The sequence below is a fragment of the Actinokineospora sp. UV203 genome (assembly GCF_056323665.1).
In genome coordinates this window covers 4,508,805-4,524,221 of the sequence record NZ_CM150484.1, presented here as the reverse complement: position 1 = coordinate 4,524,221, position 15,417 = coordinate 4,508,805, and the positions used below count along the sequence as shown (strand labels likewise).

The following is a 15,417-nucleotide window of genomic DNA, read 5'->3' as shown; positions in this document are numbered from 1 at the left end:
GCTGCGGGGTCAGCTCTGCGCGGCGGCCAGGGCGGCGACCGGCTGGTCGGCGACGCCGAGACGCTGCGCGTGGCCGAGCAGCTCCTGCAGCTTCGTCGAGTCGCCGCCACCGGTGTTGATCAGCTTGAGCAGCAGCGCCGACACGGTCAGGTTCTTGACGTCGTTGGTGCCGAACGACCCGAGGATGCCCTTGAGGTCGTCGGTGAAGCTCGCCGAGCCGTTGAGCCACGACCCGCCAAGCTGCTGGGCGACCGAGGAGTGGTCGACGAACCCGTCGACGGCCTTGCCCATCGTGACCGCGCCGACGATCTTGTCGAAGAACATGGTCTCGCCGCCGACGATGTCGATGTCGGCCTTCTCCAGGCCCGCGGCCAGCACCATCGCCTGCGCCTCGGCGACCTCGCGCTGCGCGTCGATACCCTTGAGGCGGACCTCCTTGTCGGCTTCGAGCCGCAGTCGGTACTCCTCGTGCCCACGCGTCGCGTCGTCCATCGCGGCCAGCGCGCCCGCCTTGTCGGACAGGCCCTCGGCCTCGCCCTTGAGCTTCTCCTTGATGCCCTCGGCCTCGGCCATCGCCTTCTCGCGGTAGACCGCGGCCTCCGCGCGGCCGACCTTCTCGATGGCCGCCGCGTCGCGCTCACGGACCTGGACGTCGGCCAGACCCTTGGCCGCCGCCTCGGCCTGCGCGCCCTCGGCGAGCCGGATCATCGCCCGGGTGTCGAGCTCCGCGGCCTGCTGGCGGGCCTCGGCGAGCACCAGTTCCTCGCGGGCCTTGTGCTTGGCCGACGCCTCGGATGCCTCAGCCGCCTTGATGTCCTTGACCAGGCTCTCCTGGGCCTCGGCCTCGGCGCCGATGATCAGCGCCTGGCGCTTGCGCTCGGCCTCCTCGACCATCCGCAGGCGCTTGATGTTCTCTTCCTGCTCGGCGACGGTCTTGTCGACGGCGATGCGCTCGCGGACGACCTCGGCCACCGCGCGCTTCTCGGCCTCGACCTCTTTGTTCTTGGAGATGGTGGACAGCTCGGTCTCGCGCTCGCGGGCGATGACCTCGAGCATCCGGTCCTTCTCGATGCGCTCGGTCTCGATCGCGATGACCCGCTCGCGATTCTTCTCCGCCACGGCGATCTCGCGGGCCTTGTTCTCGGTCTGGATGCCGAGCGCTTCCTCGGTGCGCAGGTGCGCGGTGTTGGCCTTGAGCCGCTCTTCGGCCTGGACCTTCGCGGTCTCGGCCTCTTCGCGGGCACGCATGGTGTCGACCTCGCGGCGCTGCTTGATCTCCGCGTCCGCCTGCCTGCGTTCGAGTTCGAGGATGGCCTCCCGCGCGTCGACGTTCTGGCGGGTGATCTCCTTTTCCTCGTTGCGCTGGAACTCGTTGGTGCGGATGTGCTCGATCGCGGTCAGCTCGGTGATCTTGCGGATGCCCTGCGCGTCAAGGATGTTGGCCGCGTCGAGCTGCGTCATCGGGGTCTGCTCGAGGTAGTCGATCGCCGCGTCCTCAAGGCTGTAGCCGTTGAGGTCGGTGCCGATGACCCGGATGATCTGGTCGCGGAAGTGGTCGCGCTGGGTGTAGAGGTCGACGAAGTCGAGCTGCTTGCCGACGGTCTTGAGCGCCTCGGAGAACTTGGCGTTGAACAGCGCCTGCAGGGTGTGCTCGTCGCTGGCCCGCTGGGTGCCGATCGCCTGGGCGACCTTGATGACGTCTTCGACGGTCTTGTTGACCCGCACGAAGAACGTGATCCGGATGTCGGCGCGGATGTTGTCGTGGCAGATCAGGCCGTCCTTGCCCGCACGGTTGATCTCGATGGTCTTCACCGAGATGTCCATGAGCTCGGCCTTGTGCAGCACCGGAAGCACGACCGCGCCGGTGAACGTGACGTCCACCTTCTTGACCTTGGACACGATCAGCGCCTTGCCCTGCTCCACCTTCCGGAACAGCCTGCTGACCAGGAACAGCAGGACGATGACGACGAGCAGGATCACGCCGAGCAGGATGCCCAGACCGGTGGAGATCAGGTCCATTCTTGTTGCCCCTCAGTAAAGGTCAGATCAGGAGAGTGGAACGTCGACCGCGGAGATCCAGAAGAACTCGCCCGCCGGGTCGTAGTCGTAGATGAAGGCGGTCTCACCGGTGCGCAGCCCCGGTCCGCCCGCCCGGCGGACCTGGATGATCGCCGAGGAGCCGTCGTCGGCGGTGACCTCGGCCTGGCCGAAGGTCTCGTCGACCACGCCGGTGCGCACCACGCACGGCCTGCCGACGAAGTCGATCCGGGAGGCGACGACCTCGTCGCCGAACATCCTGCGCAGCGGGACCACGACCACCCGGGTCACCAGCAGCGCGATGAGCAGCGCGGCGAACAGCACGCCGACCAAGAGCGCGATCTTGAGCGGAGCCGGGAATCCGACGTCGCCGATCAGGACGGTGCCCACGAGGGCGACGAACCACGCCACCACGACCACCAGCGTGAGCGCGATGCTCACCGGCACGCCGCCGAGGCCGAACCCGTCGGCGACGCCGCCGTCCAAGACGCCACCGTCCAAGGTGTCCGCTGTGTCCACTTCGGACGCACCCAGCGCGACGAAGAGCCAGTAAAGGATCACCACGAGCAAGAGGAAGGTGAACAACACAACGGGGAAGCGGAGAGTCGTCGCGACGAACTCACCCATGTACCGCCCCCATCGCCCAGTTTGTGGAGCCCGACCCTAGTGGTCTTCCCCTGTGTTGTTCGCGTTTCCGCGCAACAATGTGACGCGGTGGAGACCACCCAAGTTCCACCCGTCCCCAGCGGCCCACAAATTGGTGTTACCGGAAGTAACTGTTACTTGCTATCATGGCTTCGAGCAGCCGTGAGAGAGGCAAGGACCAATGACGCTGGCACACGCCGACACACCGCCCGCCGGGGGCGCGCCCGTCCTGCAGATCCTTATCGCGCTGGGCATGTTCGCGGCGGTGTTCATCCCGCTGACGATCTTCGTCGTGCGTGAGGCGCGCGGCCGCAAGACGGCGCTGGGCGGGCTGGCCGACTTCGGCGCCCGGATCACCGGACTGCCCCGCTGGGCCCCGCTGCCCATGGCCGTCGCGTTCGCCTCCGGCATGTCGGCGCTGATCGGCGTGTACTGGGACGTGCCGATCCACATGGAGCTCGGCCGCGACGAAGGTCCGCTGGCCAACCCCTCGCACTACCCGATCTACTTCGGACTCGTCGGCATCTTCGCCTCCGGCATCATCAGCGCCGCGCTGTCCGTGCGCGACATGCCGCCCAACGGCTTGAAGATCGGTCCCAACCTGCGCATCCCGCGCGGCAGCGTGCTGATGATGGCCACCGGGTCCGTCGGCCTGATGGGCTTCCCGCTCGACGACCTGTGGCACCGGCTCTTCGGCCAGGACGTCACCGAGTGGGGTCCCACGCATGTGCTGATGATCTGCGGCGGCATCATCGTGGTCATCGGCATCCAGCTTCTGCTCGCCGAGGCGCGGCGGGTGACCGGGGACACCAAGGTGACCCGCTGGCTTGGCGTGATCACCGCGGGCGCGTGGCTGATGGGCACCTCGGCGATGCTGATGGAGTTCGACCTCGGCGTCCCGCAGTTCCCGATGCTCGCCCACGTCGGACTGGTCGCGCTGACCACCACGTGGCCGATGGTCGTCGCCCGGGCGAGCTTCGGTCCCGGCGGCGCGCTGATCACGGTCGCGGTGCTGATCGTCTCGCGCCTGGTGTTCGTCGCCATCCCGTTCGCCCAGGACTTCCACGTCGCGGTGCTGCTGCCGTGCATCGCCGAGGCGATCATCATCGAGGTCGTCGCGATGTTCCTGCGGCCCGGCCACGCCTTCGGCGCGGTGTCCGGCCTCGCGGTCGGCACCCTCGGCATGCTCGCCGAGACCGGCCTGAGCCAGTGGATCATGTCCGACCCGTGGCCGACGTCGATGCTGCTCGACACGATGGTCGTCGGCGTGATCGCCGGCGTCTCCGGTGGTCTCATCGGAGCCTGGCAGCACCAGCGGATCACCGAGATCGCCCACCCGCACACCGTTGTGCGCCCGCAGGGCTTCCGCCGCAGGCACGCCCTGGGGCTCGTCGGCGCGCTCGGTGCGACGGCCGTGCTCGGCTTCGTCGTGCCGCCACAGGACCCGGAACCCGGCTGGACCGCCGACGTCCAGCTCACCGAGTCCGCCACCGGCCTGCCGGTCGCGCGGCCGGACGGCGCCCCGGAGCGCTGGGTCAACGCCACGATCAAGATCACCCCCGCGGAGATCACCGAGGACGCGGTGTGGCTCAACGGGTTCTCCTGGCAGGGCGGCGGCTTCAACAGCGCGCCCCTGGTCCCGCTCGGCGACGGCGTCTACCGGACCAGCGAGCCGCTGCCGGTGTTCGGCAACTGGAAGTCCGGCATCCGGCTGCACACCAGAGACCGCGTGCTGACCCTGGCGCCGGTCTACGCCCCGGCCGACCCGGCGGCGAACGCCCCGGCGATAGCCGCCGTCGATGGGCCGCACCCATTCATCGCGGAGATCGACTTCCTGCAGCGGGAGCGCAAGTCCGACACCCCGGCGGTGCTCTGGTCGATCGCCTACCTGTTCGTCGGCGGCATTTTCGCCCTGGCTTGGGCGCTGTTCGCCTGGCTCTACGCCTCGGCGGCGCAGCCCGCGCGGGAGCGGTCGAAGGCCGCGGTCGAAGGCTAGGCCCAGTTCCCCTTCGTCCGCCCGAAAGACCATCGACTCTCGGTGACTGTCGGTCGACGCTGTGAGACGCACCATGTCGGCCCACAGGGAGCACCCGATGTCCGCACCGATCGACCAGCTCGACCACGAAGCCCAGGAACAGCTCAGGCAGCATCTGGAGATCTCCGACAACTCGGAACTGCCCGGGCCGGAGGAGAACTACGAAGAGGTCCTCACCTTCTTCAGCGAGCAGTACGAGGCGCTGAAGCAGGAGGTCGAGGTCGTCAAGACCCGGATCGCCTACCTGCTCGAGTCCCTGCCGCAGTACATCGACCAGGCAGGAGGCTCGCGATGAACCCCACCTCGTACCTCGACACGCTCCCCACCGAGCTGCAGCAGATGATCGTCAACCAGCTCGACGCCGACTCCGTGGCCACGCTGTCCATGCAGGTCTCGGCGATGCGCATGCGCGGTGTGGCCCGCGCGCGACTGCAGACGATGCAGGGCGGGTTGCAGGCACTCAACGACGCCATGGACCGCGAGCTGCAGCGGGTGTGGGAGGGCGACTACTGACGCCCCCGGGGTCACGGGATCGCGCGCTCCAAGGCGTCGAGCAGTGGGGCGACCCGATAGGGGATCTGCTCCGTCATCGCGACGGCCGTGGTGCTGCGGATGACGCCGCGGCACGCCAGCACCGCGTTGATCACCTCGTGCAGGTGCCTGGTGTTGCGGGCGGCGACGCGGACCAGCAGGTCGCCGTCGCCCGCGATGCCATGCGCCTCCAGCACGAACGGCACGACGGCGAGGTCCTCGATCGCGGACCCCAGCCTGCCCTGCGCGACCTGCACCGTCAGGAACGCGGTGACCTCGACGCCCAGTTCCGTGTAGTCCACCGAGCGGCCGCGCAGGCCCACCACGCCCTGGCGTTCGAGCCGGGCGACACGCGCGTGCGCGGTGTTGCGCGCGATGCCCAAGCGCTCGGCCAGCTCGGTGATGCCGATGCGCGGACTCGCCACCAGCTCACGGATGACCCGCAGGTCAAGCCGGTTCAGCATGCCCATGCTGCGCAACCTCCTCACTGGACGCTAACCAAATTTGAGCATTTCGCTCAAATTCCACCTCACAGTCTTGCACTACGCTCACCGTGGGCCGTCTCCTTGCCCGCGACGCGCAGGCGAACGAGAGGTGTCGACGACCATGACGGAGCTGTTCGAGGGGTACCGCCCCGCTGACGTGGTGCGCCGGACCTCGGGTCTGGGCGCCATGACCGGGGTGCAGGCCCTCGGCAAGCTGCTGGTCGACCAGCACCGCGCCGACCAGGCTCGGGGCTGGAAGACCGCGGGCCTGGTCTCCGGGTACCGGGGGTCACCGCTCGCGGGGCTCGACCAGGTGCTCGACCGCAACGCCGACCTGCTCGCCGAGCACGACATCAAGTTCATCCCGGGCGTCAACGAGGAGTTGGGCGCGACCGTCGTCTACGGCTCGCAGCTCGCCCCGCAACTGCCCGATCCGCGCTTCGAGGGCGTCTTCGGCCTCTGGTACGGCAAGGCGCCCGGCGTGGACCGCTCCGTCGACGCGTTCAAGCACGGCACGTGGATGGGCACCACCCCGCGCGGCGGCGTGCTCGTCGTCGCCGGTGACGACCCGGCGAGCAAGTCCTCGTCGCTGCCGTCGAACTCGACGATGGCGCTGGCCGAGTCGCTGATGCCGGTGCTGGCGCCGGTCGACGTCGCCGACGTGCTGCGGCTGGGCCGCTTCGGCTTCGAGATGTCGCGGTTCAGCGGCGCGTGGACCGGGTTCACCCTGGTCACCAACATCGGCGACGCCTACGAGATCGTCGACCTGGGCGCGACGCCGGAGATCGTGGTCCCCGAGTTCGAGTGGGACGGGCGGCCGTGGCGGCCCACCCACAAGCCCGGCGTCGGCATCCCCGAGGCGCTGGCGATGGAGCGCGAGGTGCTCGACGGCAGGCTCGCCGCCGCCGTCGCGTTCGGCTCGGCCAACGGCCTGGACCGCATCGAGGGCGCGGTGTCCGACGCCCGGATCGGTCTGGTCGCCTCCGGCCACAACTACGCCTCTCTGCGCGACGCGTTGCAGCGTCTAGGCCTTACCGAGGACGCGCTTCGCGCGCGCGGGATCCGGGTGCTGCGCCTGGGCATGGTCCACCCGCTCGACCGCGACCTGCTGTTCCGCTTCGCCGACGGCCTCGACGAGATGATCGTCATCGAGGACAAGCGCCCGTTCGTCGAGACGCTGATCAAGGAAGCGCTGTTCGACAAGGCCGTCCGGCCGCGCGTCTACGGGAAGCAGGGACCCGAGGGCAAGACGCTCATCCCCGTGCACGGCGCGCTGGAAGCCGACCGGATCCTGGTCGCGCTCGGCCGATTCCTGGCCGACCGGGTCGGCCGCGAGCACGTCGATCTGCGGCACCCGGCGTTCAAGCCGCGGCTGCCCGCGCTGACGCTGACGCCGGTCAACCGCACCCCGTTCTTCTGCTCCGGCTGCCCGCACAACCGCTCCACCGAGACCCCCGACGGCTCGCTCGCGGGCGCGGGCATCGGCTGCCACGCGATGACCACGTTCATGGACCGCAGCGTGGGCTTCACCCAGATGGGCGGCGAGGGCGTGAGCTGGGTCGGCGCGGCGCCGTTCACCGGCACCACGCACCTGTTCCAGAACCTCGGCGACGGCACGTTCTTCCACTCCGGCAGCCTCGCGGTGCGCCAGGCCGTCGCGGCGAACACCAACATCACCTTCAAGCTGCTCTACAACGCGGCGGTCGCGATGACCGGCGGCCAGCACGCCGACGGGTCGGTCGACCCGGCCGCGGTGACCCGGATGCTGCACGCCGAAGGTGTCGTCAAGACCGTCGTGGTCTCCGACGAGCCGCGCAAGTACCCGCGCTCGACCAAGTGGGCGCCCGGTGTTCGCGTGCGCCACCGCGACGACCTGGACAAGGTCCAGCGCGAGCTGCGCGAGACCGAGGGCGTCACGGTGATCCTGTATGACCAGGAGTGCGCCGCGGAGAAGCGCCGCAAGCGCAAGCGCGGGCTGGCGCCGGACCCGGCGAAGCGGGTCATGATCAACGAGTCGGTGTGCGAGGGCTGCGGCGACTGCGGGCAGAAGTCGAACTGCCTGAGCGTCGAGCCGACCGACACCGAGTTCGGCCGCAAGACCCAGATCGACCAGACCTCGTGCAACAAGGACTACTCCTGCCTGCTCGGCGACTGCCCGTCGTTCCTGACGGTCATCCCCGGCACGGGCAAGAAGCGGCTGGTCCGCGACGAGCTGCCCGCCGACCTGCCCGAGCCCGGCTCGCGGCCGACCTCGGCGAACCTGGTGATGGTCGGCATCGGCGGCACCGGTGTCGTCACCACCAACCAGGTGCTCGCCACCGCCGCCCTGATCAGCGGGCTGGACGCGCGGGCGCTCGACCAGACCGGGCTGAGCCAGAAGGCCGGCGCGGTGGTCTCCCACCTGCGCATCACGCCGGAGCCGACGTCGCTGCCCGGGCTGGTGCCCGCGGGGACCGCCACCGGCTACCTCGCCTTCGACGCGCTGGCCGCGACCACCGACGTCAACCTCTCGCGTTGCTCCGACCGCACCATCGCGGTCGTGTCGACCTCCGAGGTCCCGACCGGGCGGATGGTCGTCGACCCGTCGGCGTCCTACCCCGGGCAGGACGACCTGCTCGGCAAGATCTCCGGGCGGACCAAGTCCGTGCACGCGTTCGACGCGCTCGACCTTGCGGAACGGCTCTACGGCAGCACTGCGGCGGCCAACTTCCTCGTCGTCGGCGCGGCCTACCAGGCCGGACTGCTGCCACTGACCGCGTCGGCGATCGAGCGGGCCATCGAGCTCAACGGCGTCGGGGTGGCCACGACCATCCAGGCGTTCCGCGCGGGCCGCAAGGTCGTGCACGACCCGACCTGGCTCACGTCGACCGCTCCGGTCACGCGGGTGGAGGGCACCGAGCTGGAGCGCCTGCTGGCGATCCGGGTGCCGGAGCTGACCGCGTACCAGAACGCCGACTACGCACGCCACTACACCGACGTCGTGTCCACTGTGGAAGCGGCGGAGCGCGCGCTGGGCGTGCCAGGAAAGCAGCTGACCGAGACGGTCGCGCGGAACCTGTTCAAGCTGATGGCCTACAAGGACGAGTACGAGGTGGCCCGGCTGCACCTCGACCCGGAGCTGCGCGCGTCGGTCGAGGAGAAGTTCGGCGCGGGCGCCACGATCGGCTACCAGCTGCACCCGCCGATGCTGCGGGCCATGGGAATGAAGCGGAAGCTCACGCTCAAGCGGACGGCCGGTCCGGCGTTCAAGGTCCTGCGCGCGCTTCGCGGACTACGCGGCACCGCTTTCGACCCGTTTGGCCACGCCCACCTGCGCAAGGTGGAACGTGCGTTGATCAGCGAATACGTCGCGATGATCGAGCGGATCGCGGGCGAAATGACCACCGAGAGCCACGCCGTGGCCTGCGAATTGGCGGCGCTGCCGGATTCGGTGCGCGGATACGAGGACATCAAGCTCGCGTCCATCAATCGTTACCAAGAGCGGATTCAGGGTGTACTGGATCGATTTGACCAGGCGAATCGTCCTCTGGAAAGGGTCTAGACCGACCGCTAACTGGCAACTGTGAATGCTTTCGGAGCGTCATAACCCGACCTAGATTCCCTCTCGAATGGTGAAGGCACTTTTCACCCGAAGGTGCATGCCGTCACCGGTTGCGCATTCACGAGAGGACCTCTTGATGAAGAAGCGGTACACCGCCGCGCTCGCCACCCTGGGCCTGGCTATCGCCGGGTTCGCGGTTCCGACGCTTGCAGGAACGGCCCAGGCTGGTCAGGACGAGGCGGCTGCGGCTGGCTACGACCAGTTCATCGTCACCTTCGCCGACTCGGCCACGTCTCGGGGTCTCGCCCACAAGGGAGTCACCCAGGTGCGCGAACTCGGCTCGGATGGCGTCGTCGTCAAGGCGTCCCGCGGCCTCGGCCGCAACGGCACGGCCGCGCTGATGAACGACCTGCGCAAGCAGGCCGGGGTCGTCAGCGTCGAACCCGACCTGATCATGACCGCCACCACGGCGGACACCCGCTACAGCGAGCAGTGGGACCTCTTCGAGCCCACCGCGGGCATGAACGCCCCCGGCGCGTGGACCACCGCCGACGGCGCGGGCGTGACCGTCGCGGTCATCGACACCGGCATCGTGTCGCACTCGGACCTCAACGGGAACGTGCTGCCCGGCTACGACTTCATCAGCGACGCCACCAGCGCGCGCGACGGCAACGGCCGCGACGCCAACCCGAACGACGAGGGTGACTGGTACGCGGCGGGCGAGTGCGGCGGCGCGGCCAACCCGAGCAACTCGAGTTGGCACGGCAGCCACGTCGCGGGCACCATCGCGGCGGTCTCGGACAACAACAACGGCATCGCGGGCATCGCCGCGAAGTCCAAGATCGTCCCGGTCCGCGTCCTCGGCAAGTGCGGTGGCCGCACCTCCGACATCGCCGACGCCATCACCTGGGCGTCGGGTGGAAAGGTCCGCAACGTCCCCGCGAACGCCAACCCGGCCAAGGTCCTGAACCTCAGCCTCGGCGGCAGCGGCACCTGCGCCTCGGCCTACCAGCGCGCCATCAACGGTGCGGTGTCCCGCGGCACCACCGTCGTCGTCGCGGCGGGCAACTCGAACTCCAACGTCTCGGGCTTCACCCCGGCCAACTGCAGCAACGTGGTCTCGGTGGCCGCCAGCGACCGCGAGGGCAACCGCGCGTTCTACTCGAACTACGGCGCCCTCATCGACGTCACCGCCCCCGGCGGCGAGGTCCGCAACGAGACTGACGCTCCCGGCACCCGCACCAAGCCGCAGGACGGCATCCTCTCGACGATCAACGCGGGCACCACCACGCAGACGACCGAGGACTACAAGACGTTCATGGGCACCAGCATGGCCGCCCCGCACGTCGCGGGCCTGGTCGCCCTGATGCTCGGCGAGAAGCCGCTGACCCCGGCCCAGGTCGAGGCGGCGCTGAAGGCCAACGTCCGCCCCCTCCCCGGCGTCTGCGCCGAAGGCTGCGGCTCCGGCCTGATCGACGCGACGAAGACCATCGCGAACATCTGAAACACCTGAGATAGCGCCAGAAAGGGCGGCTGCCACCACGCCCGGTGGCAGCCGCCCTTTCTTTGTCCCCCCAGTCCCCGTGACCGCAGCCCAGCCCCACCACCGAGAGAACTAGCGAGACAACTCCATCACCCAGTTGATCTCCCAGGTCTCCCCGTCATCCAACGAGAACCCCTGCCGCCAAGTAGCCGAGTCAGGCGAGTTCACCGTCCACAAGTAGCTGACCTTCACCCGCCGCCCCTCAAACTCGTCCCACCCATAGAACTCCCCCTCGCTATCGGACACGAAGTCCCCGAACACCGGAGCCTGCAGCACCCCAGTCCGGCTGCTGATCCAGTAGATCGCCCAGTGCTCCCGCTCCACATCCCAAGTCCGCAACGTCAACCCCGCAGACCCCTTGGTGGTAAACGAGACCTCGTCGATGTTGCCCCCGAAGAACGGCCGACAGGTCGACACCGCGGGAAACTCGTCCCACTCGTCGCTCCCGGTCAGCGGCGCGAGCAGGCGCCGGTTGACGACATTCCAACTGCCATGAAGAAAATCGAACCCCTTGGTCATGCCCCGGACGCTAGAGGGTTATCACTGACACCTTCTGTCAGTGATACCTGCGAAACTTCCGCCATGCGCGCGAGCAGACTGGTCTCCCTCCTCCTGCTCCTGCAGACTCGCGGCAGGCTGACCGCCCAGGAACTCGCCACCGAGCTCGAAGTCTCGATCCGCACCGTCTACCGCGACGTCGACGCCCTGCACGCCGCGGGCATTCCCCTCTACGGCAACGCGGGCCCCGCAGGCGGATACCAACTCCTCGGCGGCTACCGCTCCAAGCTCACCGGTCTCACCAGCGATGAAGCCGAATCCCTGTTCCTGATGCCCGGGCCCGCCGCCGAACTGGGACTCGGCTCCGTGGTCGCCGCCGCCCAGCTCAAGATGATCGCTGCCCTTCCCGAGGAACTGCGCGACCGGGCAGGCCGCATCTCCTCACGGTTCCATTTGGACACCCCGGGCTGGTACGACTCCGACGAGACCCCGCAACTCGCCGCCGTCGCCGACGCGGTGTGGAACCAGCGGGTGATCGACGTGCGCTACCGCCGCTGGAAAACCCCGCGCGAGGTGACCCGCACGCTGAGGCCTTACGGCGTCGTCCTGAAAGCGGGCCGCTGGTATCTGGTGGCGCAGGGCTCGACCACGGTGTCGACGTACCGGGTCTCCGCCATCCTGGACCTCGATGTGTCCACGGAGACGTTCGACCGCCCCGATTTCGACCTCATCGTCTACTGGAAGTCCTACGTGGAGGAGTTCCTGTCGTGGCGCCTCCGCGGCACCGCGACCGTCGAACTGTCCCCACGCGGAATGGAGCGAATGCCGGACATCCTGTCCGCCGAGGCCGTGCGGGCGGTCGCGGAGACCGGAAAGCCCGGTGAACGTCCACAATGGACTCGTGCGGTGATCCCGGTGGAGTCCCCCGGCCACACCGTCAGCGACTTGTTGCGGATGGGCGCGGACATCAAGGTCATCGAGCCGCCGGAGCTCCGCCGGCTGTTCGCCGAGACGATCAGCGAATTGGCGCGTTTGTACGCATGAAGGCCGCCTCGAGAATCGCGGTCAGCCAACGCCTTCCGCGACCTGAGCCGACCGCAGGCTGGCGTCGCGGGTGTAATGGAAGGCTGTGACGGCCATGAGCACGCCCCACACGACGAACCATGGGTCACACAGGTAGAGGTGGCCGTAGCAGCCGCACCAGTCCATATCCCCTGGCGGCACAAGGATTCCGGCCCGAACCAGGAGTTGGATCCCGACTTGCGCGGCGCCATAGAGGATGAGGGCGGCCGCCCCGCCCCAGCCCGCGAGCATCAGCATCCAGTGCGGGAACCGCCGCCTGCCCCACGGCTGGACCAGTGCCAGCGCCAGGACGCCGCCTGCGACCTTGACGAACCCCGCGAACCACACGGCAATGTAAATGCCCGGATCGCCCGCCTCGATCAGCTCCACCGCCTCGCGGCCGACCGTGTCGAGGGCGAAGGTGCCGCCGAAGCCCCAGTAGAAGCTGGTGAGCGCGAACAGGAACGCGCACACCGCGGTCGCGTATCCCGCCCACCGGCCGGGCTGACGTGCGCGGATGTCGCCGACGATCGTTCCCCCCGGAAGTCGAACTCACCGTAGCAAATTCAACGCTCGTGGAAACCGGGGTCGGCCAGATCCGACGAGGGGAAGTTGTGGGGCGCCCGGGGCTCGAACCCGGAACCTACTGATTAAAAGTCAGCAGCTCTACCGATTGAGCTAACGCCCCCTCCGCTGCGCGAGTGTACCGGGTGCCCGCTCCGGGGGAGGCGTGACTGGGTGATCAGCGGGCCCCGCTCAGGGGGATAGGGGCCGTGACACCTATCCCATTCGGCCATCAAAATTCCTGATGGGCCCAACTGGTAATGGCATGAATTGGCGAGTAGCAGACATTTCGAGGATCCGTCTACTGCGGTCGACTAGGCCTCGGCAGAAGCAGTGCGGCATCGAGTTCGGCGTGGTGTTCCGGGTGATCAATCCACCACTTCGCGTAATACGGATTGCGCGCGACAATTGTGGAGTATGCGTGTGCGACGCAGGCGGTGATCTCGTGTCTGCGGTCGGCCCACGGGCCGTCCGAGCGGATGGCCAGCAGCACCGGGGTGATCAGCGGCGTGCCGCGCAGCGGGCGCACGACGATCCCGTGACCGTCGATCGACGCGGGTTGGACCAGGCAGACCGCGCCGCCCGCGGTGAGCGTCATGGCGGTCCGCGCGTCGCTGACCTGGTGGGTGAGGCGGGGCAGGAACCCGGCCGCGTCGCACGCGTGGCGGAGCTGGATACGCAGGCCGTCCTCCTCCGGCGGCGGCACCACCCAGTCCCGGCGGGCCAGGTCGGCGAGATCCACTTCGTCGGTCTCGGCGAGCGGGTCGTCCTCGCTCAAGGCGATGAACTGCGGCTCGCGGACCAGGGCCCGGACCTCAAGCCCGGGCAGTTCGCGCTGCTCAAGGCCCTCGAACCACTCGAACACGGCAAGGTCGGCACGGCCCGACGCCACTAGATCCAGGACGCCCGACCCGGCCGTGTAGGTCTGCACCCGCACCTCCGCGCAGCGGATCCACGCGGCCAGTTCGGAGACCACCGTCCCGGTGAACAGCATCGGCATGGAGGCGAACACCAGCGACGTCTCGGCCGCCGCGCGGGTCCCCGGGTCGCCCATGTTCAGCAGCGTCTTGACGTCATCGAGCACCAGCCGCGCCGAGCGGATGAGGCTGCGGCCCAGCTCGGTCGGCACGCTGCCCGACGGGGACCGCTCGAACAGGTCGCCGCCGATCAGCCGCTCGATGGAGCGCAGCTGCGTGGTCATCGCGGGCTGCGACACACCGATTCTCGCCGCCGCCTTGGACACGCTTCCTTCCTCGGCGATCGCACAGATCGTCCGCAGGTGTCTCAGTTCCAAGTTCGCCATAACCGCAATTAATACCCCGTTTGGATGAGCCTTGACCAGAAGGCTGGACCATATTTCGCTGCACGGATACCTGCGTCCGGATTTTCAACCCTGCATTTTGCGAGGAGCCCGCATGCGGCTCAAGAAAGCTGTGCTCGCGGTGAGCCTCGCCGCGACAAGCCCAACACCGGCGCTTGCTACGGCGACTCCGGCGGCCCGGCGGTTCGCCAGGTCTCGGGCCGGTGGGAACTGACCGGGGCGACCAGCCGCGCGGGCCAGGGCCAGGACACCTGCGGCACCGCGCCCGCGATCTACATGAACGTCCCGGCGTACAAGAACTGGATCAACCAGACCACCGGCGGCGGCACCACACCGACACCGACTCCCACGCCGACCCCGACACCGCCGTCGTGCTCGGACGTCCAGCCGTGGAACCCGAATGTCTGGTATTCGCCAGGCAACCGCGTCTCCTACAGCGGCCACCGCTGGGAAGCGACCTGGTACACCGCGGGCCAGGCTCCCGGATCCTCCCCGTGGAGCAACTGGCGCGACCTCGGCTCCTGCTGACCGGTCGCGGATGAACCCGGGTGCCGTCACCGCCTCGCGGTGGCGGCGTCCGGTTCGGTGGCCCGCTTGCGCGGCTGGACAAGTTGGCCGATCGCCCACGCGGCCGCCACGGCGATCACGCCGCCGACGGTGTTGTTGTAGAAGTCCTGCGAATCGCAAATGCCCACCGCGATAAGCGCTTGAGTGAGTTCGATACCCGCGCTGAGCGCGGCACAGGTGATCATCATCAGCCACGGTCGGCGGACAGTCAAAGTGGCGAAGAACGCGAACGGCATGAGCATGTAGAAGTTCAGCCGCTGTTTCGTGCTCGCCAACGCGAAGTCATTGTCCACGCAGCGCCGCCACGGATTCATGGTGGCGATATCCGGGTCCAGCACTCCGGATCTGCCCAGCGTGACCGCCAGCGCGAGCGCGAGTCCGAAGCCCGCGAGCACCGCCCGAACCCGAGGCCAGCCCCGCCATCGGGCCAGCGCGAGGGCCGCGAACCCGATCACCACGCAGCCTGCGACCATCGCGGCGGCCACCAGTGGCTGGTTCAGTATCCGCTCGGCAAGATCGGCATCCTGCCCCACACTCATCAGTACCCCCAGGCATAGTTCAGCTCTCCACTGGAAGACGTTCGACGGG

General features: G+C 68.5%; 14 protein-coding genes and 1 tRNA gene. 7 read left to right on the top strand and 8 right to left on the bottom strand.

The genetic code is table 11. The features are described 5' to 3' along the window. Positions 1-9: 9 nt before the first annotated feature. Positions 10-2,019 carry a flotillin family protein gene (locus ACUZ2Y_RS21635; RefSeq protein WP_476321647.1) on the bottom strand — a complete coding sequence of 670 codons (2,010 nt, stop codon included), beginning with the start codon at positions 2,017-2,019 and terminating at the stop codon, positions 10-12. A 27-nt stretch (positions 2,020-2,046) separates the two neighbouring features. After that, positions 2,047-2,664 (bottom strand): hypothetical protein, encoded by a 618-nt coding sequence (locus ACUZ2Y_RS21630; protein WP_476321645.1) that lies wholly within the window; start codon positions 2,662-2,664, stop codon positions 2,047-2,049. 199 nt (positions 2,665-2,863) lie between these two features. On the opposite strand from ACUZ2Y_RS21630, the gene ACUZ2Y_RS21625 reads away from it, so the two are divergent. The 3 genes from ACUZ2Y_RS21625 to ACUZ2Y_RS21615 all read left to right on the top strand — a co-directional run bounded on the left by ACUZ2Y_RS21625 (position 2,864) and on the right by ACUZ2Y_RS21615 (position 5,230). Further along, a complete protein-coding gene (locus tag ACUZ2Y_RS21625) occupies positions 2,864-4,678 on the top strand; it encodes a hypothetical protein (protein WP_476321643.1) in 1,815 nt (604 codons plus the stop codon). 97 nt (positions 4,679-4,775) lie between these two features. Then, complete coding sequence (locus tag ACUZ2Y_RS21620) at positions 4,776-5,012, top strand: hypothetical protein (RefSeq protein WP_476321641.1); 237 nt, start codon at positions 4,776-4,778, stop codon at positions 5,010-5,012. Beyond that, positions 5,009-5,230, top strand: a complete 222-nt coding sequence (locus tag ACUZ2Y_RS21615; protein WP_476321639.1) for an F-box protein — start codon at positions 5,009-5,011, stop codon at positions 5,228-5,230. Before ACUZ2Y_RS21620 ends, ACUZ2Y_RS21615 begins: the two co-directional genes overlap by 4 nt. Positions 5,231-5,241: 11 nt before the next feature. On the opposite strand, the gene ACUZ2Y_RS21610 is transcribed toward ACUZ2Y_RS21615, so the two are convergent. Beyond that, complete coding sequence (locus ACUZ2Y_RS21610) at positions 5,242-5,718, bottom strand: Lrp/AsnC family transcriptional regulator (protein WP_476321637.1); 477 nt, start codon at positions 5,716-5,718, stop codon at positions 5,242-5,244. 136 nt (positions 5,719-5,854) lie between these two features. Here ACUZ2Y_RS21610 and ACUZ2Y_RS21605 point away from each other — a divergent pair, with 136 nt between their 5' ends. Together ACUZ2Y_RS21605 and ACUZ2Y_RS21600 are read left to right on the top strand one after the other, a co-directional pair. Then, positions 5,855-9,274, top strand: a complete 3,420-nt coding sequence (locus ACUZ2Y_RS21605; protein WP_476321635.1) for an indolepyruvate ferredoxin oxidoreductase family protein — start codon at positions 5,855-5,857, stop codon at positions 9,272-9,274. A gap of 136 nt (positions 9,275-9,410) precedes the next feature. Next, positions 9,411-10,778 (top strand): S8 family peptidase, encoded by a 1,368-nt coding sequence (locus tag ACUZ2Y_RS21600; protein WP_476321633.1) that lies wholly within the window; start codon positions 9,411-9,413, stop codon positions 10,776-10,778. A gap of 111 nt (positions 10,779-10,889) precedes the next feature. Here ACUZ2Y_RS21600 and ACUZ2Y_RS21595 read toward each other — a convergent pair whose 3' ends face one another. Then, on the bottom strand, positions 10,890-11,336 hold the full coding sequence (locus ACUZ2Y_RS21595) for a hypothetical protein (protein WP_476321631.1): 447 nt from the start codon (positions 11,334-11,336) through the stop codon (positions 10,890-10,892). 63 nt (positions 11,337-11,399) lie between these two features. Between ACUZ2Y_RS21595 and ACUZ2Y_RS21590 the strand changes: the two genes are divergently transcribed. Further along, positions 11,400-12,359 carry a helix-turn-helix transcriptional regulator gene (locus tag ACUZ2Y_RS21590; protein ID WP_476321629.1) on the top strand — a complete coding sequence of 320 codons (960 nt, stop codon included), beginning with the start codon at positions 11,400-11,402 and terminating at the stop codon, positions 12,357-12,359. 21 nt (positions 12,360-12,380) lie between these two features. On the opposite strand, the gene ACUZ2Y_RS21585 is transcribed toward ACUZ2Y_RS21590, so the two are convergent. The 3 genes from ACUZ2Y_RS21585 to ACUZ2Y_RS21575 form a co-directional block, all read right to left on the bottom strand. Further along, a complete protein-coding gene (locus ACUZ2Y_RS21585) occupies positions 12,381-12,851 on the bottom strand; it encodes a DUF3995 domain-containing protein (RefSeq protein WP_476321627.1) in 471 nt (156 codons plus the stop codon). 141 nt (positions 12,852-12,992) lie between these two features. Continuing rightward, positions 12,993-13,065 (bottom strand) — tRNA-Lys (locus tag ACUZ2Y_RS21580). A 177-nt stretch (positions 13,066-13,242) separates the two neighbouring features. Further along, entirely contained in the window at positions 13,243-14,244 is a 1,002-nt protein-coding gene (locus tag ACUZ2Y_RS21575; protein WP_476321625.1) for a LysR family transcriptional regulator, read from the bottom strand. Between the two features lie 24 nt (positions 14,245-14,268). On the opposite strand from ACUZ2Y_RS21575, the gene ACUZ2Y_RS21570 reads away from it, so the two are divergent. Continuing rightward, positions 14,269-14,790, top strand: coding sequence for a trypsin-like serine protease (locus ACUZ2Y_RS21570; RefSeq protein ID WP_476321623.1), 522 nt, complete (start codon positions 14,269-14,271; stop codon positions 14,788-14,790). Between the two features lie 26 nt (positions 14,791-14,816). Here the strand turns inward: ACUZ2Y_RS21570 and ACUZ2Y_RS21565 are convergent, their stop codons facing one another. Further along, entirely contained in the window at positions 14,817-15,368 is a 552-nt protein-coding gene (locus ACUZ2Y_RS21565) for a VanZ family protein (protein WP_476321621.1), read from the bottom strand. Positions 15,369-15,417: the final 49 nt, after the last annotated feature.